Source organism: Streptomyces sp. NPDC017676, assembly GCF_044329325.1.
In the GTDB taxonomy this organism is placed as follows: domain Bacteria; phylum Actinomycetota; class Actinomycetes; order Streptomycetales; family Streptomycetaceae; genus Streptomyces.
The window spans coordinates 354,478-378,251 of record NZ_JBIRJA010000005.1; the positions used below are offsets into that span (position 1 = coordinate 354,478).

Below are 23,774 nucleotides of genomic sequence, written 5' to 3' on the forward strand. Positions count from 1 at the left end.
CCGGCACTTCCACTGTGCACCCGACCCGCGGCGGACGCCTCCCCTGCCGCGGGCAGAATGGGGGCCATGACCTCGCGCACCTGCCCCTGCGGGCTTCCCCGGTCCTACGACGCCTGCTGCGGCCGTTTCCACGCGGGCCCGGCGACCGCGCCGACGGCCGAGTTGCTGATGCGCTCGCGGTACAGCGCGTTCGTCAAGGGGGACGCGGGGTATCTGCTGCGCACGTGGCATCCGCGGACCCGGCCCGCGCGGCTGGACCTCGACCCGCGGATGCGGTGGACGGGGCTGGAGATCCTGGACACCGCCGACGGGTCCGCCTTCCACAGCACGGGCACGGTGACGTTCCGCGCCTCCTACCGGGGCGGCTCGCTGTACGAGCGGAGCCGGTTCGAGCGGGTGGACGGGGCGTGGGTGTACGTGGACGGGGAGTTCCCGGGCGAGTAGCGGGAAGGGGCGTGTCCCGGTGACAGGCCGGGCGGCCCGTGGGGAGTCCCGCTGCCCGGCGCGTTCCGCGGCGGCGCACGCGGGAGACTCCTGGTGCCTGGCCGGTCGCCTCGCGCTCTGCCGGGGGCTACGGCTCAGGACCCCGGGTCCGCGTCGCTGCCTGCGAGGCGTCGGGTGAGCGCGTCGCGCAGGGCCGCTCGTGAGCTGACGCGGAGTTTGGGGAAGAGCCGGTACAGGTGGGTGCCCACCGTGCGGGGGGACAGGAAGAGCAGTTCGCCGATCTGCTTGTTGGACAGCCCTTCGGCGGCCAGGAGAGCGATCTTCGTCTCCTGCGCGGTCAGTCCGGCGGACGGGGTGGGGTCGGCGGCCGTACCGGGCCAGGGCCGGCCGGCTGCCCGGAGTTCCTCGGCGGACCTCGCCGCCCAGGGGGCGGCACCCAAGCGCTCGAAGGTCTCCCATGCGGCGCGCAGGTGGTGGCGGCCTTCGGCGACCCTGCGCAGTCGTCGCAGGCGTTCGCCGTAGAGGAGCCGCACGCGGGCGTGGTCGAAGGGCCAGTCCCGGGCGCCGGGTGAGTCGATGGCCTCCTGGAACAGGAGCAGGGCTTCGGTGTCGGGGGCCACGAGGGCGCGCGCGGCTCGGGTGAGCATCGAGAGGCGGGGTGAGACGGCTTCCGGACCGGCCGCGCGCATGGCACGCACGTGGGCCTCGGCCTGCTCACGGCGGTTGGTGCGCACGGCCGACTCGACCAGGTCCAGGGCGACCCACAGGGCGTGCGGGTTGTACGGGGTGAGCGTGCCCGCGGGGCTGAGGTCGCAGGCGTGGTGGTAGGCGGCCTCGAAGTCGCCCCGGCCGATCGCGCCCAGGGCCCGGACGTGGTGGGCGTAGCGGGCAGCGCCGTGGGCCCGACGCTGGACGGTCACCCGGGTCAGTTCGTCGGCGCAGGCGGTCCAGGCGGTCGCGTCGCCGCGTACGGCGCCGAGGAGAGCCGTGTGGAAGAGGAAGTACCAGCTGGTGAATTCGTAACCGTGGGCCTTGGCCAGGGCCAGTCCCTCCGCGGCGAGGCGCCGGCCCTCCTCCCAGCGCCCGGTGACGAAGTCGTCGAGGCAGAGGTGCATGAATCCGGCCAGGGCGCCGGCGGCAGCGCCACCGGTCCGGCCGCTGTGGATCAGCCGCCGGGCACCGGCCCTGCCGTCGGCCAGCAGGTCGAGGTACGTGGCGGCGGTGTTGACCCGGAGGAGGCTGTCGGGGTGCGATGTGGCGTCCTGGCGCCGGATCAGTTCCGCCACACGCTGTCGGGTGCGCGCCGGTGCACGGGCGGGGTCGGGGAAGGCCTGGCGCAGGAGGAGGAGCTCGTGCGGCGGCTCGGGGACCAGCCGGTCGATCGCTTCGAGGAGCGGCGGCCAGAACTCCTCCCGGCCGGCCCACCAGCAGATGGTCAGCAGCGTGGACAGGGCATCGATCAGTTCGCCGTCTGTGGCGTCGTAGCCGTGGGAGCCTTCCTCGATCGCGTCCACGACCAGCCGGTGTGCCGTCTCGATGACGCCGTCGCCTTCGACGAGGAGGAGGGCGGCGGCCGCCGCGGCGTGCAGGGCCCCGCCGTTCTCGGGGGCGATCGTGCGGGCCTGACGCAGGAGGTCCGCCGCGCTGTCCAGCTCACCACTGGCGCCGGCGCCGAGGTAGGCGGCCGCAGCGAGCCGTCGGCTGCGCTCGGCGGGGCGTGGGCTGAGGTGTGCGGCACGGACGAGAGCGGCGACCGCGTCCGTGGCGTCTCCCCGGTGCGTGGCGCGGCGGGCGGCCTGCTCCAGCAGTCCCGCGACTGTTTCGTCGGGGGCGACGGATGCCTCGGCCAGGTGCCAGGCCCTGCGTTCGGGGTCGCTCACGAGGTCTGCCAGGGCGCGGTGTGCCCGGCGCCGCTCGACGTGGGTCGAGGATGCGACGACGGCCGACCGGATCAGTGGGTGGCGGAAGATGACTCGGTGGGCCTCGTGGTCCACCTCGACCAGTTTCGCGGTCTCGGCGGCTCGTAGCACGGTCCATGCCGCGAGGCCTCCCGGACGTCGCGGCACGTGCGTGTCACCGTCGCCCGCCAGAGCCGCCATCAGCAGGGCGTCTCTCGTCGTGGCGGGCAGCCGCGTGAGGCGCGCGGTGACCAGCGCCTCGATGCCCTCCAGCAGGGGCACCACCTTCGGGAGCGTCCCGCCGGGCGAAGGCCGGACGGTATCGCCCCCGGCACCTGGTTCCAGGAGGGCCAGCGGGCTGCCCACCGTCCTGGCCAGCACCTGCCGTCTGGTCCGGGGGGCCATGGCCGGGAAGGCCTCGCGCAGGAGGCGGTCCGCGGATTCCTCGTCACCGGGCCGTACCAGCACTCCTGCCGGGGGAGCGGCCGTAGCGCCGGTCGGGTACTCCGCAAGCTCAGGCGTGAGGAGTTCGAGCGCTGTCGCGGTCCGCCCGGAGAGCCGGGGCAGCTCGTCGGCGCTGAGGAGGAGCGGGTGCTCCTCGGCCTCGTGGCGCAGCACGACCAGGCGGGCGCGGGCGGTGACCGCGCCGTCGTCCGGGACGGGACCGGGGCACAGACCGAGGGCCAGCAGGAACGCGCTGCGCCGCTCGTCGTCCAGACCGGAGAGGGACATCTGCACGGGGGCGCCCCGGGTGCCGGCCATCTCGACTTCCGTCATGTTCATCGCTCTGCCTTTGCCTTCGGAACTGATGAAGGAGATCGTCAAGACGAACGGATCCAAGAAGGAATCCGCAGTGATCCTGGCATTCAGGGCTTGTCCGGCACATCGCACAACGGGCAAGGGTTCCGCCGTCCACCCCTGCGATATCAACGTGTCACGCAGAGTGTTCGCGCGCCCGGACCAGACGGGTGAGTTCGGCACGTGACGTGATGCCGAATTTGGTGAAGACGTGACGCAGGTGCGTGCTCACGGTGTGCGGCGAGTTCTCCAGGCGCTGGGCGACCTGCCGGTTCGTCAGCCCTTGGGCCACCAGCCGGATCACCTCGACCTCGGACGCGGTCAGCTCCGGCCATCCCTTGACGGACCCCCTGGACGTCGTACGACGCCGGGGCGCCCCCACCGCCCGCAGCCGGCGACGGACCCGCGCCGCCTCCCGCTCGGCACCCGCCTCGGTGTACAGGTCGAGCGCCCTGTCGAGGAAGGGCACGGCGTCCACGGCACGGACAGCGGTCATCTTGCGTCCTACGTCCTCCAGCGCCGACGCACGGGGAAGCAGGCGGGGAGTGTCCCGGTAGAGATCGGCGGCCCGCAGCAGCAGGGCCAGATCGTTGTCGAACAGGCCACGGGCGTGGGCAGCCGCTGCCGTGAGGATCGCAAACCGCGGGTTGAGGGCCGCCCGGCGCACCGCGATCTCCGCCGCGGATGCCGCGCGGTCCACCGCTCCCGCCCGCAGGGCCATGCGGACGAAGACGGGAAGGTCGGCCGGATCATCAGGGCTGGCCAGGGAGGGGCCGTCCTGGTCGAACGTGCTCACCGCCTCGTCCAGGACGTCCATCGCCTCATCGGGACGGCCTTCGGCGTCGGCCACCAGCGCGATCAGCCACGAGCCGGCGTTGCGCACGAGGACCGCCGGAGCGCCCAGCATCCGCTTGGCCTCCTCCGCGTACCGCCTGGCCGCTTCCAGGTCGTTCCGGTACACGGCGGCACGGCCCAGCGAGTACAGCAGGGTGGCGTCGGCGAAGTCGCCCGGACCCAGGTCGTCGAACATGGTGCCCGCGGCCTCGGCCTCGACCTGCGCCTCTTCCAGCCGTCCCGCGTCGAGCAGGACCCGGGAGCGGTTCGTGCGCCACAGATACGTGGCCGCCGCCTGGCCTTGCCGCTGGGTCTCGCGCATACCGGCTTCGGACTCGGCGAGCGCCTCCGGGGACCGGCCCGCGGCGTTGAGCAGGAACGTCTTCCACAGGGCCTCCGGCACCCACAGCGAATGCCCTATCCCGACCTCGGCCGCCAAGGCCGCGGCCCGGTCGGCGAGTTCGAACGCTGAGGTCCAGTCCAGCCGGTAGAACCGCACCACCGAGTCGACGGCGATCGCCGTGGCCCAGGCCGCCTTGGCCCGTGCCCGTTCGGCGACCGCGAGCGCCTCGGTCACGGCTTCGGCCGTCGCCTCCATGTCGCCCACCATGGACAGGTTCAGACACCGCAGTGCCAGCAATTCGGCGCGCAATGTCTCCGGGATGCCGGCGAGTGCGGCCCCCGCGCGGGCCTGCTCGGCCGCCTCCGTGAAGCTGTACTGGCTCGACACACGGGCCAGACCGAGTCGTAGCCGTGCCTCGGCCTCCGGTTCCCGCTCCCCCGGCAGCGCGGTCGCGGCGAGGAGCCTGGCCTCGGCCGTCTGCCCCGCCTGCCAGAGGAGAAGCACGGTCTCGGCGAGGATCGCGGGCCGTTCGGGGTCCTGCCCGGCCGTGAGATCCAGGGCCCGGCGGCTCAGCTCCGCGGCCGACGCGGGAGCGGTCGCGGAGAGTTCCCCGGCAGCCGCCCGCAACAGCCGGACGGCCGTCCGGTCGCCCGGCTCCGCGCTGTCCAGGAGCAGGGCGGCGACCTCCGTCAGCGGTGCGGCGCGCTGGAGCAGGGCGTCGGCGGCACTGCGGCGCAGCGCCGTGCGCACCGCTGCGGGCACGCCGCTCTCGACGGCCTCGCGGATCAGGTCATGGCGGAAGTGGAGGCGGCCACCGTGCTCGAACAGCAGATCGGCGTCGAGCAACTCCCGCACCGGCCCGATCAGTGCCGCCACCGGGCGGCCGAGCAGTTCGGCGAGCAGTCCGATGGCGACGCTGCGGCCCACCGCGGCGGCGGTCTGCACCACGTCCTGGGCCGGTGCGCCGAGTCTGTCGAGACGCTGTCGCACGGACATGTGGAAACCGGTGGGGAGCCGGTCGGCGGTCATCCGTGCGACGCCGTCCTCGACGATCACTGCGTGCTCGTCCCGCAGACCGCGCACCAGTTCGATGAGGAGCAGGGGAACGCCTTCCGCGCGGCGGGCGGCACGCAACGTCCTCGCGTCGGGCGCCGCTCCGAGCACGTCCTCGGTGATCCTCGCGACCTCGTCGTCGGTCAGGGCAGCGAGAGGGAGGCGGCAGGCACCGGCCTCCAGAAGGCTTTCCAGGGTCGAGCGCACCGTGGGCGTGCAGGCCCCGTCGCGTACGGCCACGATCCACAGGATCGCGTGATCCGCCAGCCGGGCCGGGAGCACGCGCAGCGCCAGGAGCGACATGTCGTCCAGCCACTGGCAGTCGTCCACAGCGATGACCGACGGGGCGTCGAGCGCCGCCCGCTCCAGCGCGTCCTGCAAGCCCTGCAGCAGCCAGAACCGCTGCTCGGGCGCCGCCGCGAGGGCACGCAGCCCTTCCGCGTCGAACAGACGCCTGCCATCGGTCAGCGCTCCGCCCAGCAAGGAACCCAGCGGGACGAACTGACCGTCCGGATCCGCGCCCGCCTGGAACACCTGGATCCCCTGCCGCAGTGCCGCGTCACGGGCCTCCGCCAGGAAACGGGTCTTGCCGCTGCCGGAAGCGCCCTCGACGCAGACGACTCCACCGCGCCCCCGCAGCAGCTCCCTGAAGCGCGTGCGCAGGACGCGCATCTCCGCTTCCCGGCCTCTGAACGGCGGTTGCCGGCTGTCGGCTCGGTCGAGCCCGGACGCTTGCTGGGAACGCTCCATGTGAATCCTTGGGAGAGACGGTGCCGGAGCGGCGACGGCGGGCCGCCGCCCCCTGCGCGGACAGGCACGTGCCGGTCCGGAACTCAGCACTCGGCGAGGTGGGTGATCCGGCCGTGAACGGCACGGGGCCGCGTTCCGGCCGGGCGACGGCGTCCCTGGCACAGGGAAAGGAGAAACGTTTCGTCCGCCACGCCGTCGCAGGGGCCGGTGATCGGAGGGTGCGGCGACATCGACTCGTTCACCTCTCAGTCAGGATGGGAGGCGGGGACGGGCCGGGAGACCCCTCACGGTCGGCCGACGCCTCAGCGTTCAGCAGTGACCGACTGCGTCACTGACGGCCCCATGATGTCCGTGCGGCGGCCCGGAGAGCCGCCGTACGCCCGCAGAGTGCGTTGACAGACACACCCTGTGCGTTGTCGGCGGACTCACGACGGTGACAGGTCGCGACGCGACGCCGGGAGGGCGGCGCCGGCACGATCGGCCCCGAACCCGGTCCGGGACAGCACACCTAGGGCCTCTCGTTCGGCGCCAGGATGTCCAGTTCCTGGAGGGCGCCCACGGTGATCTGCCGGGTCAGTTCCTCCGCGCGGTGCGCGTCGCCGGCGCGGACCGCCTCGGCCACCTGGACGTGCAGGGTGACGGCCGCCGGGTCGGGGTCCTCGAACATGACCTCGTGATGGGTGCGGCCGGCCAGCACCTCCGCGACGACGTCGCCGAGGCGGGCGAACATCTCGTTGCCCGAGGCGGTGAGGACGACCCGGTGGAAGGCGATGTCGTGGACCAGGTACTTCTCCAGCTTGTGGCCGCGTGAGTTGGCCACCATGCCGAGCGCGCACTCGGTGAGCTCGGCGCACTGCTCGGCGGTGGCGTGCTGCGCGGCGAGGCCGGCCGCGACGGGCTCGATCGCGGAGCGCAGCACGGTGAGGGAGCGCAGTTGGTGCGGGCGGTCGGCGCCCGCCAGGCGCCAGCGGATGACCTGCGGGTCGTAGACGTTCCACTCGGCCTTGGGACGGACCGTGACGCCCACCCGGCGGCGGGACTCCACCAGGTGCATGGATTCGAGCACGCGGACCGCCTCGCGCATCACGGAGCGCGACACCTCGAAGTGCTGTGCCAGCTCGTCGGTGCGCAGAACACTGCCCGGCGGGTACTCGCCCGCGGTGATCGCGGGGCCGAGGGCGTCCAGTACGCGGCCGTGCAGCCCCCGGCCCGGTGTGGTCATGCACTCAGCGTACGGCGTGGATCACTGCGACAAAAAGTCAGACTTATATGTCACAGACTCTTGAATTCGTCGTACCTAATGGGTTTCAGTGTGGCGACGCCGCAGTGGCGTCGATGTCGAGGAAGACAGCGAGGCAGTGATGCGAACCCCCCAGGTCGTCGTCGTGATGGGCGTCGCGGGGACGGGCAAGACCACGATCGGTCCCTTGCTCGCCGCGCGGCTGGGCGTCCCGTACGCCGAGGGCGACGACTTCCACCCCCAGGCCAACATCGCCAAGATGTCGGCCGGGATCCCGCTCGACGACGCCGACCGGTGGCCGTGGCTGGAGGCCATCGGGCACTGGGCGCACGGCCGGGCCGGACTGGGCGGGGTGGTCAGCAGCTCGGCGCTGAAGCGGTCGTACCGCGACCGGCTCCGGGCCGTGGCCCCCGGGATCGTGTTCCTGCACCTCACGGGCGACCGGCGGCTGATCGAGGAACGGATGTCGCAGCGTCAGGGGCACTTCATGCCCACCGCGCTGCTGGACTCCCAGTTCGCGACGCTCCAGCCCCTGGAGCCGGACGAGACGGGAGTCGCCGTGGACGTCAGCGGCAGCCCCCAGGAGATCACCGAGCGCGCCGTACAGGCACTCGACCTGCTTCCCGACACCGCGGGCACCGCTCAGTAGCGCCCGTCAGCACACCCCCCGTAACCGCAAGGGAACCCCCGTGACCAGACTCAGCGTCGAGATGCTGGCAGCGGACGCGCCTCCGCCGATCACGTCCGCCGGACACGCCCAGCTGGGCATAGCCGTCCTGGTGGGCATCGCGGTGATCGTCCTGCTCATCACCAAGTTCAAGCTCCATGCCTTCCTGGCGCTGACCATCGGGTCACTGGCGCTCGGGGCGGTCGCCGGGGCACCGCTCGACAAGGCCATCACCAGCTTCACCACCGGGCTCGGCTCCACCGTGGCCGGCGTCGGCGTCCTGATCGCGCTCGGGGCGATCCTGGGCAAGCTGCTCGCCGACTCCGGTGGTGCCGACGAGATCGTGGACACGATCCTCGCCAAGGCCGGCGGGCGCGCCATGCCCTGGGCGATGGTGCTGATCGCCTCCGTGATCGGACTGCCGCTGTTCTTCGAGGTCGGCATCGTGCTGCTGATCCCGGTCGTGCTGATGGTCGCCAAGCGCGGCAACTACTCCCTGATGCGCATCGGCATCCCGGCGCTCGCCGGCCTGTCCGTGATGCACGGCCTGATCCCGCCGCACCCCGGCCCGCTGGTCGCCATCGACGCGGTCAAGGCCAACCTGGGCGTGACCCTGGCGCTCGGCATCCTGGTCGCCATCCCGACGGTGATCATCGCCGGTCCGCTGTTCTCCAGGGTCGCGGCCCGCTGGGTGGACGTGCCGGCGCCCGACCGGATGCTGCCGCAGCGCGCCTCGGAGCAGCTTGAGCGCCGTCCGGGCTTCGGCGCGACGCTGGCCACCGTGCTGCTGCCGGTGGTGCTGATGCTGGCCAAGGCGCTGGTGGACATCGTCATCGACGACGCCACGGACACGACCCAGCGCGTCTTCGACGTCGTCGGTTCGCCGCTGATCGCCCTGCTCGCCGCCGTGATCGTCGGCTTCTTCACGCTGGGCCGGCCCGCCGGGTTCACCAAGGACCGGCTCCAGCAGACCGTCGAGAAGGGCCTCATGCCCATCGCCGGCATCCTGCTGATCGTGGGCGCGGGCGGCGGCTTCAAGCAGACGCTGATCGACTCGGGCGTGGGCCAGATGATCCTGGACGTCTCCAAGGACTGGTCGATCCCGGCACTGCTGCTGGCCTGGCTGATCGCGGTGGCCATCCGGCTGGCGACCGGCTCGGCGACGGTGGCGACGGTCTCGGCGGCCGGTCTGGTCGCGCCGCTCGCGGCCGACATGTCGACCACGCACACGGCCCTGCTCGTCCTGGCCATCGGCGCGGGCTCGCTGTTCTTCAGCCATGTCAACGACGCCGGTTTCTGGCTGGTGAAGGAGTACTTCGGGCTGAGCGTCGGGCAGACCGTGAAGACCTGGTCGGTGATGGAGACGATCATCTCGGTGGTCGCCGGCGGCCTGGTCCTGCTCCTCTCCCTGATCATCTAGGGGTACGACGGTGACGGCTCACCCCCTCTTCGACATCAGCGGCCGTACGGCGCTGGTCACCGGGTCCAGCCGGGGCATCGGCCTCGCGCTGGCCCGGGGCCTGGCCGAGGCCGGCTGCACGGTGGTCCTCAACGGGCGCGACCCCGGCCGGCTGGCCGAGGCCGCGGCGGGCCTTCCCGGTGCGGTGCGTACGGCGGTGTTCGACGTGACCGACGGTCCGGCCGTGGCCGCCGGGATCGCGGACGTCGAGGAGCGGGTGGGCCCGCTCGACATCCTGGTCAACAACGCGGGCATGCAACTGCGCGCCCCGCTGCTTCAGTTCGCGGACGCCGACTGGCACCGCATCCTGGACACCAACCTCACCAGCGCGTTCCTCGTCGGCCGGGAGGCCGCCCGGCGGATGACGGCACGCGGTCACGGCAAGATCATCAACATCTGCTCGTTGCAGAGCGAGGTGGTCCGCCCCGGGATCGCGCCGTACGCGGCGACCAAGGGCGCGCTGAAGATGCTCACCAAGGGCATGTGCGCCGACTGGGGGCCGTACGGCATCCAGGTCAACGGCCTCGGCCCCGGCTACATCGAGACCGAGTTGACCCGGCCCCTGGTCGAGGACGAGGAGTTCAGCGCGTGGGTGCGCCGCCGCACCCCCGCCGGGCGCTGGGGCCGTACCGAGGACCTGGTGGGCGGGCTGCTCTTCCTGGCCTCGCCCGCGGCGGACTTCGTCGGCGGGCAGGTGCTGTACGTCGACGGCGGCATGACGAGCGTGCTGTGAAAGGGGCGGCGGGCGTGCTGGGGTGTGTGATCCACGGGGCCGGCGATCTGCGGGTGGCGGAGCTGACACCTCCTCAGCCCGGGCCCGGCGAGGCGCTGGTGGCGGTCCGGTACGGCGGGGTGTGCGGGTCCGACCTGCACTACTGGCGGCACGGCGGGGTCGGGGACTTCCGGCTCCGCGAGCCGATGGTGCTCGGGCACGAGGTGGTCGGCACGGTGGTGTCCTACGGCCCCGGAGCCACCGGTCCCGCTCCGGGTACGGCGGTCGCCGTGCACCCGGCCACGCCGTGCGGGGCGTGCCCGGAGTGCGCCGGCGGACGGGCGAACGTGTGCCGCGACACGCGGTATCTGGGCAGTGCGGCGCGGTTTCCGCATGTGCAGGGCGGTTTCGCCGGTCGAGTGGCCGTTCCCGCCGGCCAGTTGAGGGCGCTGCCGGACGGGCTCGGGCCGCGCCGGGCCGCGCTGGCCGAGCCCCTGTCGGTGGCGCTGCACGCGGTGCGGCGGGCCGGGGAGGTGGCCGGACGTCATGTGCTGGTCACCGGGGCCGGGCCGATCGGGTGCCTGGTCGTCGCGGCGGCCAGGGCGGCGGGCGCGGCGCGGGTGACGGTGACCGACCTGGTGCCCGAGGCGCTGGGGTACGCGGCCGTCGCCGGTGCCGACACGCTGGTGCGGGCAGATGATCCGGACGATCCCGGGTGGCCGGCGGAGGTGGATGTGGCCGTGGAGGCGTCGGGGGTGGCCGCCGGCCTGGACACCTGTCTGCGGCGGGTGCGGCGCGGGGGTGTGGTCGTCCAGCTCGGGATGCTGCCGGCCGGGCGGACGCCGTTCGCGGGGAACCTGGTGGTGAGCCGGGAGATCGAACTGCGGGGCGCGTTCCGGTTCGACGCCGAGTTCGACGACGCGCTGGAACTGCTCGCCGCCCGGGGCGAGTTCGACGGGCTGATCAGTTCCGTGGTCCCCGTGACGGAAGCGGAGTCCGCGTTCGCGCTGGCCGCCGACCGGGGGCGGTCCTGCAAGGTGCTGCTGGAGTTCTGAGCGGGACAGGGGCTACGGGCGCCAGAGCGGGTGTTCCCGGTCCGCCCACTGCTCGCTCACCGTTCCCGTCCGCAGCCCCCGCCTCGCCTCCGGGTCGCCCAGGGCCATGCCGATGTGGCCGGCCAGGACCACGCCGATCGTCAGGGCCAGCCAGTCGTGGACGAAGGTCGCCGAGGTGCGCCACATCAGCGGGGTGAGACGGGTGAACCACATCATCAGGCCGGTACCGAGCATGACCAGGGTCGCGCCGGCGATCCACGCGGCGTAGACCTTCTGCCCCGCGTTGAACTTGCCCGCGGGGCGCGAGCCGTGACGCCGGTCGCGGCGCAGCGCGGCGCGCAGCCAGACCCGGTCGTGCGGGCCGAAGCGGTTGAGGAAGCGCAGGTCGGCGCGGAAGGCACGGGAGGCCAGGCCCAGCAGGACCGGCACGGGCAGCGCGAGCCCCGCGCACTCGTGCACCCGGACGACCAGTTCCCGGCGGCCGACCAGGACCGCCAGTTGCGGGATGTAGAGGACGGCCGCGGTCACCACGCAGACGCCCATCAGCGCGGCCGTCGCGCGGTGCACCCAGCGTTCGGCGCGGGTGAAGCGGTGGACGCGGGCGCCCGGCGGGGCCGGGGTCTCAGCTCGTAGGCTCATCGTCGCGTCCGTTCGAGCGGCCGACCCAGGCGTCGACGTCGTAGCCGAGGTCCTCCCAGTAGCCCGGCTTCACCCGGTCGGTGACGGTGATGCCGGAGAGCCACTTGGCGGACTTGTAGAAGTACATGGGGGCGACGTAGAGGCGGACCGGACCGCCGTGGTCGTGGCCGATGTCCTTGTCCTGCATGCGCAGGGCGACCAGCACGTCCGGGCGGCGCGCCTGGTCGAGGGTGAGGCTCTCGGTGTAGGTGCCGTCGAAGCAGGTGAAGCGGAGCGCCTTGGCGGAGGAGCGGACGCCCGCGGCGTCGAGCAGGTGGGACAGGCGTACGCCCTCGAAGGGGGTGCCGGGGACCCGCCAGCCGGTGACGCACTGGACGTCCTTGACCAGCCGGGTCTGCGGCAGGGCGCGCAGCTCGTCGAGGGTGTAGCCACGCGGGTGGTCGACCAGGCCGTCGATGGTGAGGCGGTAGTCGGCGGCGGTCCTGTGCGGCACGGACGCGGCGACGGAGTAGTAGCGGAAGCCGCCGCCGTTGGGCAGCAGACCGGTCAGGCCCGTGGGGTCCTTGCCGGCGACCCCGCCGAGGAACCCTTCGACGCCTCGTTGCAGCGCGGGTGCCGCGACCACCCCGAGCGCGCCCAGGCCGAGGGTGCCGAGGAAGACCCGGCGGCCGATGGGCCGGCCGTCCCGCTCGGGTGCCTGTTCGCCGGATTGTTCAGAGTTCACGTATTCATTCGAGCACTCGGGGCCGCGCGGGGCCAGGCGATCGGGCCACTGGTCAGATTTCCGTAATCACTTCTTACGTGCGTCACTTCTCGGCGTACGGCGTCCGGGTCCCGGTGTCTCAGTGCCCGAGCGCGCGGGCGCGGGCCGCGTGGAAGGCCGCGCGGGGGTCGGGGTGCGCGTACGACCAGGGCGCCGGGGTGGCGTGCGCGCCGATGCGCTGGAAGAGGGCCGCCGCCTCGGCCGGGCGGCCGGCGCAGGACAGGGCGAACGCGAGGTGGTTGAGGTCGACGTGGCGGCGCGGGTGTTCGTCCTGCTCCCACTCCAGCCACCAGTCGAAGCAGGCGCGCAGGATGCGTCGGGCGCGCGGGCCGGACCAGTGCCCGGAGGCGGCCGGGTCGGCGGGGGCGAGGCCGGTGGCGGCGAGGGCCCGGTAGCGCTCGGCGTAGGCGACGACCGGCAGGACGGCCAGCGGGGAGTCGGCGGGGGCCTCGGCCGCGGCCAGTTCGGCGAGGTCGTACACCTCGTGGGTCTCGGCCCGGCCGCCGGCGGGCCGTTCGGCGAGGCGGGCGATCAGCAGGTGGTGGGCGTGGTGGTGCTCGGGGTGGCGGCGGCGCAGTCCGGCGAAGGCGGCGAGCACCTCGCGCTCCGGGCCGAGGGCGCGGGCGAGCAGCAGCCGGCCGAGCCAGGGGGTGGGGTCGTCGGGGGCGAGCGCTGCGGCGGTGTCGCAGGCCTCGCGGGCCGGGCCGGGTTCCTCCTTGCCGCGTAAGGCGCGGTGCACCAGGGCCAGGGCGAGCAGGGTGGTGGCGTCGGCGGAGCCGGGCTCGGCGGTCAGCCAGTCGGTCGCCCAGGCGGCGGCGTAGGGATCCTGGGCGAGCACGGTGAGGCGGTGGCCGCGGCGGTCCCAGTCGTCGCCGGTGTGCACCAGCAGGGAGCGGGCGGCCTGCCGCCGGCCCTGGCCCAGGGCGGCCCGGGCGGTGCGCAGTTCCGCGTCGTCGAGGGCGGCGTCGAAGGCCCCGGAGGCGTCCTCGGCGGTCTCGGAGGTCTTGCCGGACGGTTCCGTGGGGGCCCGGCGAGTGCCGAGCAGAGGCGGGAGAGGGGGCACCGCGGGACTTCCTGTTTCTCGGGCTGCCATCGACCGATCACGCACAGCAAACCCTCAGCCAAGGTTTGCGTCAAGCGGAACGGTGATGGTACGAGCTTCAACTTCCTTACGGGTAACGGAATTTGATCGTCCCGGTGCAGGTGGGCCGGGTCGCTCGGGGCCCGGCCGGCAAAGTTCCTGTGGCGTACGCCATCCCGTTTCCGGGCGTACGCCCCGGCTTCTGTGGCGTACGCCATGGCGCGGCGGGTCCCGGCCCCGGACCATGGCGAGTCAGGCCCCGGACCACGACGAGTCAACCGCCCGGTTCCGGGTACTTCCGGGGCAATGCCGTCCCGGGAGCGCTACAGTCGGCCACTACCGCCCGTGGTACGGCCGGATGATCGAGGTACACAGCGTGTCGGTTCTGGTTCTCCTTCTCGCCGTGAGCGCGGCCTGCTGTCTGGGCTTCGGATTCGTGCTCCAGCAGAACGCGGCACAGAAGGCCCCGCTCAGCGACTTCCTCTCCTTCCGACTGCTGCTCGACCTCATGCGGATACCACGCTGGCTGGGCGGTCTCGGGCTGATGGTGGCCGGCATGGTGCTCGGCGCGATCGCCCTCGGCAAGGGTGAGATCTCCCTGGTCGAGCCGCTGCTCGCGACCAACCTGCTGTTCGCCCTCGCCCTCTCCCGGCACCAGACCGGGCAACCGCTCGGCCGCCAGGGCTGGGCGGGGCTGCTGCTGCTCGCGGGCGGGGTGAGCGCGTTCATCGTCGCGGGCGAGCCGCGCGGCGGCACGGCGGTCACCGATCCGCTGCGGCACTGGCTGATCATCGGAGCGGTGGTGGGCGCGGCCCTGGTCCTGACGACGTACGCCAAGCGCTCCCGGCTGAGCTGGGGCCCGGTGCTGCTGGCCCTGGCGGCCGGGCTGCTCTACGGCGTCCAGGACGCGCTCACCCGGGTGAGCGGCACCCGCTTCTCCGACGGCGGCCTCACCGAACTGTTCACCGGCTGGCAGCCGTACGGCGTGGTGGCCTGCGGGGTCACCGGGCTCGTCCTGGTGCAGAGCGCGTTCGAGACGGCCCCGCTGCGCATGTCGCTGCCCGCGCTCACGGCGGCCGAGCCGCTCGCCGGGATCCTGTGCGGCGTGGGCTTCATGGGCGACCGGCTGCGCACCGACACCGGGGCGCTGGCCGGGGAGGCGGCCGGACTCGCGGCGGTGGTGGCGGGCATCGTGCTGCTCGGACTGCATCCGGCGATGCCGTGCGGCACGACGGAGACGGAGCCGGACCCCCGGGACCTCCAACGCCGCTGATCGTGCCGGGGCGGGGCGGGGTGGCCCATGCTGACACCCCGCCCGGGCACGGCACCGGTCGAGGCACCCCCGCCCGATCGAAACACCGGTAGAGGCGCCCCCGCCCGGCCAAGTCGGCCCTGCTTGGATGACCGGCATGAATCCTGCTGACGAGATCCTCGACATCGTCGACGAGCACGACCGGGTCGTCGCCCAGTACCCGCGCGGCGAGGCCTATGCCCGCGGGCTGCGCCACCGCTGTGTGTTCATCGAGGCCCGGGACGCGGCCGGCCGGCTCTTCGTGCACCGGCGCACGGCGACCAAACTGGTGTTCCCCTCCCTGTACGACGTGTTCGTCGGCGGGGTGGTCGGCGCGGGCGAGTCCTACGACGAGGCGGCGCTGCGGGAGGCCGAGGAGGAGCTGGGCGTGACGGGGCTGCCCCGGCCGGAGTTCCTCTTCAAGTTCCTCTACGACGACGGCGCCGGGAACAGCTGGTGGTCGGCGGTGTACGAGGTGCGCTGCGAACTGCCCGTGCGCCCCCAGGCGGAGGAGGTCCAGTGGCACGCCTTCCTGCCCGAGGAGGAGGTCGAGCGGCGGCTCGGCGAGTGGGAGTGGGTACCGGACGGGCTGGCGGCCTACGAGCGGCTGCGGGCGTTCCGGGCGGGCCGGTGACCGCCCGGTAGGGTCGGCCGCGTGAGCGAATTCGTGCGGAACATCCGGCTGTGGTTCGCGCCGGAGCGGGTGCGGGACGAGGGCGGGACCCCCGACTACCGGTTCTCGCTGGCCAACGAGCGCACCTTCCTCGCCTGGCTGCGCACCGCGCTGGCGCTGATCGGCGGCGGATTCGCGGTGGACCAGTTCCTCCCGGACCTGCGCTGGGCCTGGCGGGTCGGGCTCGCGCTGGCCCTGCTCGCGGCCGGCGCCCTGTGCTCCCTGCGCGCCGTGAACCACTGGGTGCGCTGCGAGCGCGCGATGCGCCGCGGCGACGACCTGCCCACGTCCCGCTTCCCCGCGCTGCTGAGCCTGGTCGTGGCGGTGGTGGCCGTCGCGATGGTGCTGGTGGTCCTGGTCGGGTGGGAAGGGTGAGCGCCGGGGAGGCGGGCGCCGGGCGGGACCCCGGGCTCCAGCCGGAGCGCACCCGGCTGGCCTGGCGGCGTACGACCCTGTCGGCCACCGTGGCCGCCGTACTGGCCGTGCGGGCGGCGCTGCACGGCGGCGCCTCGGCCGCCGGGATCGTCCTGTGCGCGCTGTGCTGCGGGCTGTGCCTGGCCTTCCTCCGGGTCGCCCACCTCCGCATCCACGCCCTGGCGGCCGGTACCCCGCCACCCGTCCTCGCCCCGCGCCACGCGACGGCGGCGGTGCTGTGCGCGGTGGCGATGGCGGTGTGCGCGGCCGTACTGGTGGTGGTCTAGGGGCGGCCCGACTCCCCTGCCCGCCGCGCGCCCTTCGTCCTCGGGGACGCCGCGGCGGCAGCCGGTGCCCTCGGCTCTCCGGGGTACTCGTGCGCCACGCAACCGGGATGTCCCGATACGCGGCGTTCGCGTGGCAGTCTGCGGACGTCAGGCATCCCGTACCCCCCGAAGGTGAGCACCATGACCACCCTTCACCAGGAACACACCGAGCACACGGCGCACCGCCACGGGCCGGACTGCGGACACCACGCCGTACCGCACGGCGACCATGTCGACTACGTCCACGACGGCCATCTGCACCGGGAGCACGAGGGCCACTGGGACGAGTGCGAGCCGGCCGGGCACTCCGTCCACGAGGACCATGAGCACGTGCACCACGACGAGTGCGGACACGCCCAGGTGCGGCACGGCGACCACGTGGACTACCTGCACGACGGACACCGGCACGCCGAGCACGGGGACCACTGGGACGACCACTGACCCACCACGGACGAGGGCCGACGGCTCCCGGGCAGCGCGCCGGGGGGCCGTCGGCCTATCGTGGCTCCGGTCACGTTCCGCCCGATCTTCACCACGCGCACTGGACGGCATACCGACCGGTCGGCATCATGAGACCAGTCCTGTTCGCCGGTTCGTAGGAGTGATGAATGAGCGCCGACCACCCGCCCGGTCTCGACCTTGACCGGCTGCGCGCCCTGCTCGACCGCGAGCGCCCCGGCCTGGTGAACGGCCCCCTGACCGGACGGCTGATCGAGGGCGGACGGTCGAACCTCACCTACGCGCTCTCGGACGGCACGTCCCGGTGGGTCGTCCGCCGGCCGCCGCTCGGCCATGTGCTGGCCACCGCGCACGACATGAGGCGCGAGCACCGGGTGATCAGCGCGCTGCACCCGACCCGGGTGCCGGTCCCGCGCCCGCTGCTGCTGTGCGAGGACGAGGACGTGCTCGGGGCGCCCTTCTACGTCATGGAGTTCGTTCAGGGCACGCCGTACCGCACCGCCGACCAGCTCGCCCCGCTCGGCGCGGAGCGCACCCGGAACGCGGTGCTGTCCCTGGTGGACACGCTGGTCGAGCTGCACGCCGTGGACCCCGCCGAGGTGGGCCTCGCCGACTTCGGCCGCCCGGAGGGCTTCCTGGACCGGCAGCTGCGCCGCTGGGGCAAGCAGCTGGACGCCTCCCGCAACCGCGAGCTCGCGGGCATCGACGAGTTGCACGCCGCCCTCGGCCGCCGGCTGCCCGCCTCCCCCGCCCCGGCGGTCGTCCACGGCGACTACCGCCTGGACAACGTCCTCATCGGGGACGACGACAGGATCAGGGCGATCCTCGACTGGGAGATGTCCACGCTGGGCGACCCGCTCACCGACCTGGGTCTGCTGGTGATGTACAGCCTGCCGCTCGGGATGCCCGACTCACCCGTCTCCACCACCGCCGAGGCGCCGGGGCACCCCGATCCGCGGGAGCTGGTCGAGCGGTACGCCGCCCGGTCCGGCCGGGACGTCTCGGCCGTCTCCTGGTACACGGCTTTCGCCTGGTTCAAGCTCGCCGTGATCCTGGAGGGCATCCACTACCGGTACACGCTCGGCCAGACGGTGGGCCGTGGCTTCGACCGCATCGGCGACCTCGTGCCCGTCTTCATCGACCACGGACTCACGACCCTTCAGGAAGGCTGACCGGCATGGACTTCGCGTTCGACGCGCGCACCGAGGAGCTGCGCGCCAGGCTCCTCGCCTTCATGGACGACTACGTCTACCCGGCCGAGACGGTCGCGGAGGAGCAGCGGGCCGCCCTCGCCTCCCCCTGGGACACGCCGGCCGTGGTCGAGGAACTGAAGGCCGAGGCCCGCAGGCAGGGTCTGTGGAACCTCTTCCTCCCGGACGCCGAGTACGGCGCCGGGCTGACCAATCTCCAGTACGCGCCGCTCGCCGAGATCACCGGCCGTTCCCCGCACCTCGCGCCGACCGCGACCAACTGCGCCGCGCCCGACACCGGGAACATGGAGGTGCTGGCGCAGTTCGGCACCGAGGAGCAGAAGAAGCAGTGGCTGGAGCCGCTGCTGGCCGGTGAGATCCGATCGGCGTTCGCGATGACCGAGCCGGAGGTGGCGTCCTCGGACGCCACCAACATCACCACGCACATCGAGCGAGCCTCCGACGGCACGGACGAGTACGTCATCACGGGCCGCAAGTGGTACATCTCCGGGGCGATGAACCCGGACTGCAAGATCTTCATCGTGATGGGCAAGACCGACCCGGACGGGGCGGACATCCGCCGCCAGCAGTCCATGGTCCTGGTCCCGCGTGACACGCCCGGTGTCACGGTCAAGCGCGCGATGCAGGTCTTCGGCTACGAGGACCACTCGCACGGCGGCCACGCCGAAGTCGTCTTCGACCACGCGCGCGTGCCCGTGTCGAACCTCGTCGGCGAGGAGGGCGGCGGCTTCGCCATCGCCCAGGCCCGGCTCGGCCCCGGCCGGATCCACCACTGCATGCGGCTGATCGGGATGGCCGAGCGGGCGATCGAGCTGATGTGCCGGCGGGCCGTGACCCGTACCGCGTTCGGCAAGGCGCTGGCCCAGCAGGGGGTGGTCCAGAACTGGATCGCCGACGCCCGGGTCACCGTCGAGCAGCTGCGGCTGCTGGTGCTGAAGACGGCCTGGCTGATGGACACCGTCGGCAACAAGGGCGCCCACACGGAGATCCAGGCCATCAAGATCGCCACCCCGCGCGCGGTGGTCGGCATCCTGGACCGGGCGATCCAGCTGCACGGCGCGGGCGGGGTGAGCCAGGACTTCCCGCTGGCCGAGCTGTACGCGAGCGCCCGCACGCTGATGCTCGCCGACGGCCCGGACGAGGTCCACCAGCGGTCGCTGGCCCGCCGGGAGCTGAAGAAGTACCTCTGAGGTCCCCGCACCCCTCGGGTGCGTCCGGGGTCCCTACGGCCGCAGGGCCCGCAGGAGCAGGTCGGCCAGGTGGTCGGCCACCTCCTGCGGGCCCATCGGGCCGTCCGGCCGGTACCACGTCGACAGGTGGTGGACCGAGCCGAAGTGGTAGTCCACGACCAGGTCGGCCGGGGTCGCCGTGGAGAAGACGCCCGCCTTCTGACCCTCCTCCACGAGGGCGCGGAAACGCTCGTGGTAGCGCCGGCGCTCGGCGCGGACCTGCTTGTTCTTCTCCGGGCTCAGGTGGTGCATGGACCGGAAGAAGATCATGGCGTCGTCGAGGTTCTCGATCGTGGTGACGACGACGTCGGCCGCCGCGTCCCTGAGCCGCTTCTCCACCGGCTCGTCGGCGTTCGCGAACGTGTCCAGCCGCTCCTGCTGGAGGCGCAGCACGCGCGCGTACACCTCGTGCAGCAGGTCGTCCTTGGAGCCGAAGTAGTGGTACAGCGCCCCCTTGGTGACGCCGGCCGCCTCCACGATCTCCTGCACGGAGGTGCGGTCGTAGCCCTGCTCGGCGAAGAGCCGGGTGGCGGCGGCCAGCAGCCGCTGCGGGACGGGCGTCCCGTCTCCGTCCGTCGTCCTGGGCACTGCCGCCACCTGCCTTTCCGTGAGGTCACTCGCTGCTAGCGGGAACGCAGTTCCCGCCGGAGGATCTTCCCACTCGCCGTCTTGGGCAAGTCGGGCAGGACCTCCACCTGCCGCGGGTACTTGTAGGCGGCCAGTCTCTCCTTGCAGTACACCGCGAGTTCATCCGGGTCCGCCTCGGCCCCCGGACGGAGGCTGACGTAGGCCTTGACGGTCTCGCCACGGTACCCGTCGGGGACCCCGACGACGGCCGCCTCGCGCACCGCCGGGTGGGTGTAGAGGACGTCCTCGACCTCGCGCGGCCACACCTTGAATCCGGACGCGTTGATCATGTCCTTCTTGCGGTCCACGACGTACAGCCACCCCTGCTCGTCCATGAACCCGATGTCGCCGGTGCGCAGCTCGCCGTCCGGGAAGGTCTCGGCGGTGGCGTCCGGCCGCCGCCAGTACCCGGGCACCACCTGCGGCCCCCGGACGACGATCTCGCCAGGCTGCCCGAGGGGCACCTCCGCGCCGTGCTCGTCCAGGATGCGCACGACCGTGTCGGCGCCGGGCAGGCCCACGGAGAGCGTCCCCGAGACCGGGTCCACGGGAGCTTCCAGGTGGGGCGGGACGGAGGCGCAGGGGGCGGTGCACTCGGTGAGGCCGTAGCCGACGCGGATGTACGGCCCGAAGCGCTCCCGGAACGCCTCCACCAGGGCCGGCGGCACGGGGGCGCCGCCCGACGACAGGTTCACGAACGAGGCGAAGTGCTCGCGGGTGGCCTCGGGGCGGGCGGCGAGCGCCATGTAGGCGGTGGAGGGGCCGACGGTGTAGTGCGGGCGGTGCTCGGCGAAGGCGTCCAGGACGACGCCGGCCTCGAAGCGGTAGGTGAGCACGAGGGTGCCGGCGGCGGCCAGGCAGGCGCCGAACTGGCAGACCATGCCGGTGATGTGGAACAGCGGCGCGAGCGCGTAGTAGACGGGCGCCTCGGGCAGGCCGAGCCCGGTGACCTGCCGCTCGACGTTGTGCATGACGTTCGCGTGCGTGTTCGTGGCGCCCTTGGGCGTGCCGCTGGTGCCCGAGGTGTAGCTGATCAGCGCGATGTCGTCCGGGCGCGGCGAGCGGCCCTCGGGGGCCCGGCCGCCCTGCCGGGCGACGGCCACCAGATCGTCGGCGTCCGGGGCCTGGGGCAGCCGCTCGAAGCCCAGCACGCGCGGGTCGTCGCGGGTCTGGAAGTCCCGTTCGCAGGCGGTGAGCACGATCCGCACCGGCGAGCCGGCGGCCGTCTCCCTCAGGTACGCCTCCCAGGCCCGGTCGGAGCAGATCAGCGCGGCCACCTCGCCGTCCCGCAGGACGTGCGCCACCTCCCCCGACTTGTACATGGGGTTGACCGGGACGACGGTCGCGCCCGCCTTCCAGGCGCCGAGCACGGCGAGCACGAAGTGCGGGGAGTTCTGCAGCAGGACGGCCACCCGGTCGCCGCGCTCCAGGCCGCGCGCGACGAGGTGGGCGGCGACGGCGTCGCTCAGCTCGTCGGCCTCCCGGTAGCCGATCCGGGCGCCGAAGTAGGCGAGGAAGGTGCGGTCGGGGGCCTGGGCGACGGCATCGCGCAGGGCGTGCACGAGGGAGTCGGCGGGGTCGACCGGGGCGCGCTGGGCCTCGGTCAGCAGGGCGAGCCAGGGCCGGGCCGCGTACGGGGAGGCGGTCACCGGGCGGCCTCCCACTTCTGCTGGAGGTGGTTCATGTTCGTGAGCCAGCGGTCGGGCTCGCCGGCCCGCGCCTGGTAGAAGCCGGCGACCTCGGGGTGCGGCAGGATCAGGAAGCGGTCCTGCGCGATGCCCTGGAACAGGGCGTCGGCGACGGCCTCGGGGGCGATCGCGGTCGGCTGGAGCACCAGGTCGCCCGCGCTGCCGGTGGCGGCCAGCATGTCGGTGCGGACGCCCTGCGGGCAGATCGCGTGGACCTTGATCCCCCGGTGCCGGTACGTCAGCGACAGCCACTCGGCGAAGGCGTAGGCGCCGTGCTTGGTCACGCTGTAGGAGGGCGCGCCGATCATGGTGAGCAGCCCGGCGGCGGAGACGGTGGAGACGAACCGCCCGCCGCCCCGCTCCAGCCAGTCGGGCAGCAGGGCGTGCGCGGCCCGGACGTGGGCCATCAGGTTCACGTCCCACGACGTGGCCCAGGTCTTCTCGTCGAGGGTGGCGTCGAGGTCGCCGTCCTCGAAGGCGACGCCCGCGTTGGCGCAGTAGACGTCCACCGTGCCGCCGAGCGCGTCGCGGGCCTCGGCGACGATCGCGGAGGCGTCACCGGGCACGGCGGTCCCGCCGATCTCCTCGGCCACCGCCTTGGCCTTCCCGGCGTCCAGGTCGTTCACCACGACCCGCGCCCCCTCGGCGGCGAACCGCCGGGCCAGCGCCGCCCCGATCCCCCCGCCGGCTCCGGTGACGATCACTCCCGCATCCTGCACGGCTTCCACCATCGGTCTCCTTCGACACGGTGCGACTCGGCTCAGCGGTCGCCAGACTAACCGGTCGGTATGTGTAAAAGAAAGGGTGACTGCACCAACCTCTAGGGGCGCGGGGAACTGCGCGAGCAAGCAAGGACGGCCTGCACGTGCCCACTCACCGGAGGACCCCATGCACCTCTCCAGAAGAAACCTGCTCGCCTCGGCCGCGCTGTCGGCGACTCCACCGGCGCCCCCGCACCACGAACAACTCCGCACCGGCTTCGAAAGACTGGCGGCCGACGGTTACTCACTCCTGTCCGGCCAGAAAGTAGGCGTCGTCACCAACCCCACCGGCGTCACCAGGGACGCACAGCACATCGTCGACGTCATGCACCGGGACCCCCGCGTCAGGCTGACGGCGGTCTTCGGCCCCGAGCACGGCTTCCGGGGCACCGCGCAGGCGGGCGGCTCCGAGGGCCGCTACGACGACCCCGCGACCGGCCTCCCGGTGTACGACACGTACCTGAAGAGCGGCCGCCCGCTCGCCGACGTCTTCACCGCCTCCGGCGTCGACACGGTCGTCTTCGACATCCAGGACGTCGGCGCCCGCTTCTACACGTACATCTGGACCCTCTACGACTGCATGGAGGCGGCCCAGCTCGCCGGCAAGCGGTTCGTCGTGCTGGACCGCCCGAACCCGGTGACCGGACGTGAGGCCGAGGGCCCGGTGCTGCACAAGGAGTTCGCCACCTTCGTCGGCCGCCAGCCGGTCGCGCAGGCGCACGGCATGACGGTGGCGGAGCTGGCCCGCCTGTTCAACGGGGAGTTCCTGGCCACGCCCGTCCCGCTGGAGACCGTGCGCATGTCGGGCTGGAAGCGCTCCGCGTTCTACGACGCCTCCGGTCTGCCCTGGGTGCCGCCGAGCCCCAACATGCCGACGCCGGACACCGCGTTGGTGTACTCCGGGACCTGCATGTTCGAGGGCACCAACCTCTCCGAGGGGCGCGGGACGACCCGGCCCTTCGAACTGCTCGGCGCCGAGGGCCTCGACGGCCGCTGGGCCGCCGCGGCGAACGAGGCGGGCCTGCCGGGCGTGCGGTTCCGGGAGGCGTACTTCACGCCCACGTTCTCCAAGTTCCAGGGCAAGACCGTCGGCGGGCTGCAGATCCATGTGACCGACCGGGCCGCCTACGACCCCGTACGCACCGGGATCGCGCTGCTGGTGACCGCCAGGAAGGCGTGGGGCGGTTTCGCCTGGCGGTCCGACAACTGGATCGACAAGCTCACCGGTTCCGCCCAGGTCCGCACGCTGATCGACGCGGGCGCCGGCACCGACGAGGTGACGGGCGCGTGGCAGGAGGAGCTGGCCGCGTTCCGGCGGGTCCGGAAGGGGTATCTCCTGTACAAGTAGCGCTCCTCCTC

Annotated in this window: 22 protein-coding genes; 13 read left to right on the plus strand and 9 right to left on the minus strand. The window is 72.9% G+C overall.

The annotated features are described in order from the left end of the window. Nucleotides 1–66: 66 nt before the first annotated feature. Nucleotides 67–444, plus strand: a complete 378-nt coding sequence (locus ACH4LD_RS13825) for a YchJ family metal-binding protein (protein ID WP_132786427.1) — start codon at nucleotides 67–69, stop codon at nucleotides 442–444. Nucleotides 445–578: 134 nt separating this feature from the next. Here ACH4LD_RS13825 and ACH4LD_RS13830 read toward each other — a convergent pair whose 3' ends face one another. The 3 genes from ACH4LD_RS13830 to ACH4LD_RS13840 form a co-directional block, all read right to left on the minus strand. Beyond that, nucleotides 579–3,119 carry a LuxR C-terminal-related transcriptional regulator gene (locus ACH4LD_RS13830; RefSeq protein ID WP_398055754.1) on the minus strand — a complete coding sequence of 847 codons (2,541 nt, stop codon included), beginning with the start codon at nucleotides 3,117–3,119 and terminating at the stop codon, nucleotides 579–581. A 157-nt stretch (nucleotides 3,120–3,276) separates the two neighbouring features. Beyond that, nucleotides 3,277–6,120 carry a helix-turn-helix transcriptional regulator gene (locus tag ACH4LD_RS13835; protein WP_398055753.1) on the minus strand — a complete coding sequence of 948 codons (2,844 nt, stop codon included), beginning with the start codon at nucleotides 6,118–6,120 and terminating at the stop codon, nucleotides 3,277–3,279. Nucleotides 6,121–6,628: 508 nt separating this feature from the next. Beyond that, complete coding sequence (locus ACH4LD_RS13840; RefSeq protein ID WP_132786426.1) at nucleotides 6,629–7,342, minus strand: FadR/GntR family transcriptional regulator; 714 nt, start codon at nucleotides 7,340–7,342, stop codon at nucleotides 6,629–6,631. A 139-nt stretch (nucleotides 7,343–7,481) separates the two neighbouring features. Between ACH4LD_RS13840 and ACH4LD_RS13845 the strand changes: the two genes are divergently transcribed. From ACH4LD_RS13845 to ACH4LD_RS13860, 4 genes are read left to right on the plus strand one after another with little or no spacing between them, the layout of a single operon-like run. Next, nucleotides 7,482–8,009 carry a gluconokinase gene (locus ACH4LD_RS13845; RefSeq protein WP_398055752.1) on the plus strand — a complete coding sequence of 176 codons (528 nt, stop codon included), beginning with the start codon at nucleotides 7,482–7,484 and terminating at the stop codon, nucleotides 8,007–8,009. Between the two features lie 40 nt (nucleotides 8,010–8,049). Then, a complete protein-coding gene (locus tag ACH4LD_RS13850; protein ID WP_398055751.1) occupies nucleotides 8,050–9,447 on the plus strand; it encodes a GntP family permease in 1,398 nt (465 codons plus the stop codon). Between the two features lie 10 nt (nucleotides 9,448–9,457). After that, complete coding sequence (locus ACH4LD_RS13855) at nucleotides 9,458–10,219, plus strand: SDR family oxidoreductase (protein ID WP_398055750.1); 762 nt, start codon at nucleotides 9,458–9,460, stop codon at nucleotides 10,217–10,219. Between the two features lie 14 nt (nucleotides 10,220–10,233). Next, complete coding sequence (locus tag ACH4LD_RS13860) at nucleotides 10,234–11,253, plus strand: L-idonate 5-dehydrogenase (RefSeq protein ID WP_398055749.1); 1,020 nt, start codon at nucleotides 10,234–10,236, stop codon at nucleotides 11,251–11,253. Nucleotides 11,254–11,265: 12 nt separating this feature from the next. Here the strand turns inward: ACH4LD_RS13860 and ACH4LD_RS13865 are convergent, their stop codons facing one another. The 3 genes from ACH4LD_RS13865 to ACH4LD_RS13875 form a co-directional block, all read right to left on the minus strand. Beyond that, entirely contained in the window at nucleotides 11,266–11,892 is a 627-nt protein-coding gene (locus ACH4LD_RS13865) for a cytochrome b/b6 domain-containing protein (RefSeq protein ID WP_132786421.1), read from the minus strand. Further along, the gene (locus ACH4LD_RS13870; protein ID WP_132786420.1) at nucleotides 11,876–12,616 is read right to left on the minus strand and encodes a molybdopterin-dependent oxidoreductase; all 741 of its coding nucleotides are present in this window, start codon (nucleotides 12,614–12,616) and stop codon (nucleotides 11,876–11,878) included. Before ACH4LD_RS13870 ends, ACH4LD_RS13865 begins: the two co-directional genes overlap by 17 nt. Before the next feature lie 118 nt (nucleotides 12,617–12,734). After that, entirely contained in the window at nucleotides 12,735–13,718 is a 984-nt protein-coding gene (locus ACH4LD_RS13875) for a hypothetical protein (RefSeq protein ID WP_398055748.1), read from the minus strand. Between the two features lie 394 nt (nucleotides 13,719–14,112). Between ACH4LD_RS13875 and ACH4LD_RS13880 the strand changes: the two genes are divergently transcribed. From ACH4LD_RS13880 to ACH4LD_RS13910, 7 genes are all read left to right on the plus strand, one after another. Continuing rightward, nucleotides 14,113–15,009, plus strand: a complete 897-nt coding sequence (locus tag ACH4LD_RS13880; RefSeq protein WP_132786418.1) for a DMT family transporter — start codon at nucleotides 14,113–14,115, stop codon at nucleotides 15,007–15,009. A 136-nt stretch (nucleotides 15,010–15,145) separates the two neighbouring features. After that, nucleotides 15,146–15,661, plus strand: coding sequence for an NUDIX domain-containing protein (locus ACH4LD_RS13885; protein ID WP_398055747.1), 516 nt, complete (start codon nucleotides 15,146–15,148; stop codon nucleotides 15,659–15,661). 21 nt (nucleotides 15,662–15,682) lie between these two features. Further along, nucleotides 15,683–16,075 carry a YidH family protein gene (locus tag ACH4LD_RS13890; RefSeq protein ID WP_398055746.1) on the plus strand — a complete coding sequence of 131 codons (393 nt, stop codon included), beginning with the start codon at nucleotides 15,683–15,685 and terminating at the stop codon, nucleotides 16,073–16,075. After that, nucleotides 16,072–16,401, plus strand: coding sequence for a DUF202 domain-containing protein (locus ACH4LD_RS13895; protein WP_398055745.1), 330 nt, complete (start codon nucleotides 16,072–16,074; stop codon nucleotides 16,399–16,401). Before ACH4LD_RS13890 ends, ACH4LD_RS13895 begins: the two co-directional genes overlap by 4 nt. A gap of 180 nt (nucleotides 16,402–16,581) precedes the next feature. Next, nucleotides 16,582–16,881 (plus strand): hypothetical protein, encoded by a 300-nt coding sequence (locus tag ACH4LD_RS13900; RefSeq protein WP_398055744.1) that lies wholly within the window; start codon nucleotides 16,582–16,584, stop codon nucleotides 16,879–16,881. Nucleotides 16,882–17,048: 167 nt separating this feature from the next. Then, nucleotides 17,049–18,071, plus strand: a complete 1,023-nt coding sequence (locus ACH4LD_RS13905) for a phosphotransferase family protein (RefSeq protein ID WP_132786415.1) — start codon at nucleotides 17,049–17,051, stop codon at nucleotides 18,069–18,071. A 5-nt stretch (nucleotides 18,072–18,076) separates the two neighbouring features. Further along, on the plus strand, nucleotides 18,077–19,300 hold the full coding sequence (locus tag ACH4LD_RS13910) for an acyl-CoA dehydrogenase family protein (protein ID WP_398055743.1): 1,224 nt from the start codon (nucleotides 18,077–18,079) through the stop codon (nucleotides 19,298–19,300). Nucleotides 19,301–19,333: 33 nt separating this feature from the next. On the opposite strand, the gene ACH4LD_RS13915 is transcribed toward ACH4LD_RS13910, so the two are convergent. Genes ACH4LD_RS13915 through ACH4LD_RS13925 form a run of 3 tightly spaced genes read right to left on the minus strand, consistent with a single transcriptional unit; the run spans nucleotide 19,334 to nucleotide 22,385 of the window. Continuing rightward, nucleotides 19,334–19,927 carry a TetR/AcrR family transcriptional regulator gene (locus ACH4LD_RS13915; protein ID WP_041665058.1) on the minus strand — a complete coding sequence of 198 codons (594 nt, stop codon included), beginning with the start codon at nucleotides 19,925–19,927 and terminating at the stop codon, nucleotides 19,334–19,336. A 35-nt stretch (nucleotides 19,928–19,962) separates the two neighbouring features. After that, nucleotides 19,963–21,615, minus strand: coding sequence for a class I adenylate-forming enzyme family protein (locus tag ACH4LD_RS13920; protein WP_398055742.1), 1,653 nt, complete (start codon nucleotides 21,613–21,615; stop codon nucleotides 19,963–19,965). Then, nucleotides 21,612–22,385, minus strand: coding sequence for an SDR family oxidoreductase (locus ACH4LD_RS13925; RefSeq protein WP_398055741.1), 774 nt, complete (start codon nucleotides 22,383–22,385; stop codon nucleotides 21,612–21,614). The genes ACH4LD_RS13920 and ACH4LD_RS13925 overlap by 4 nt, the downstream gene beginning before the upstream one ends. A 157-nt stretch (nucleotides 22,386–22,542) precedes the next feature. Between ACH4LD_RS13925 and ACH4LD_RS13930 the strand changes: the two genes are divergently transcribed. Beyond that, on the plus strand, nucleotides 22,543–23,763 hold the full coding sequence (locus ACH4LD_RS13930) for an exo-beta-N-acetylmuramidase NamZ domain-containing protein (protein ID WP_398055740.1): 1,221 nt from the start codon (nucleotides 22,543–22,545) through the stop codon (nucleotides 23,761–23,763). The last annotated feature ends 11 nt before the right edge of the window (nucleotides 23,764–23,774 follow it).

What these genes read in the sequence shown, in the direction of transcription:
- ACH4LD_RS13825 (WP_132786427.1), top strand. Translation starts at nt 67, where the DNA reads ATGACCTCGCGCACCTGCCCCTGCGGGCTTCCCCGGTCCTACGACGCC.
- ACH4LD_RS13905 (WP_132786415.1), top strand. Translation starts at nt 17,049, where the DNA reads ATGAGCGCCGACCACCCGCCCGGTCTCGACCTTGACCGGCTGCGCGCC.
- ACH4LD_RS13830 (WP_398055754.1), bottom strand. Translation starts at nt 3,119, where the DNA reads ATGACGGAAGTCGAGATGGCCGGCACCCGGGGCGCCCCCGTGCAGATG.
- ACH4LD_RS13900 (WP_398055744.1), top strand. Translation starts at nt 16,582, where the DNA reads ATGACCACCCTTCACCAGGAACACACCGAGCACACGGCGCACCGCCAC.
- ACH4LD_RS13865 (WP_132786421.1), bottom strand. Translation starts at nt 11,892, where the DNA reads ATGAGCCTACGAGCTGAGACCCCGGCCCCGCCGGGCGCCCGCGTCCAC.
- ACH4LD_RS13835 (WP_398055753.1), bottom strand. Translation starts at nt 6,120, where the DNA reads ATGGAGCGTTCCCAGCAAGCGTCCGGGCTCGACCGAGCCGACAGCCGG.
- ACH4LD_RS13885 (WP_398055747.1), top strand. Translation starts at nt 15,146, where the DNA reads ATGAATCCTGCTGACGAGATCCTCGACATCGTCGACGAGCACGACCGG.
- ACH4LD_RS13925 (WP_398055741.1), bottom strand. Translation starts at nt 22,385, where the DNA reads ATGGTGGAAGCCGTGCAGGATGCGGGAGTGATCGTCACCGGAGCCGGC.
- ACH4LD_RS13930 (WP_398055740.1), top strand. Translation starts at nt 22,543, where the DNA reads ATGCACCTCTCCAGAAGAAACCTGCTCGCCTCGGCCGCGCTGTCGGCG.
- ACH4LD_RS13840 (WP_132786426.1), bottom strand. Translation starts at nt 7,342, where the DNA reads ATGACCACACCGGGCCGGGGGCTGCACGGCCGCGTACTGGACGCCCTC.
- ACH4LD_RS13910 (WP_398055743.1), top strand. Translation starts at nt 18,077, where the DNA reads ATGGACTTCGCGTTCGACGCGCGCACCGAGGAGCTGCGCGCCAGGCTC.
- ACH4LD_RS13845 (WP_398055752.1), top strand. Translation starts at nt 7,482, where the DNA reads ATGCGAACCCCCCAGGTCGTCGTCGTGATGGGCGTCGCGGGGACGGGC.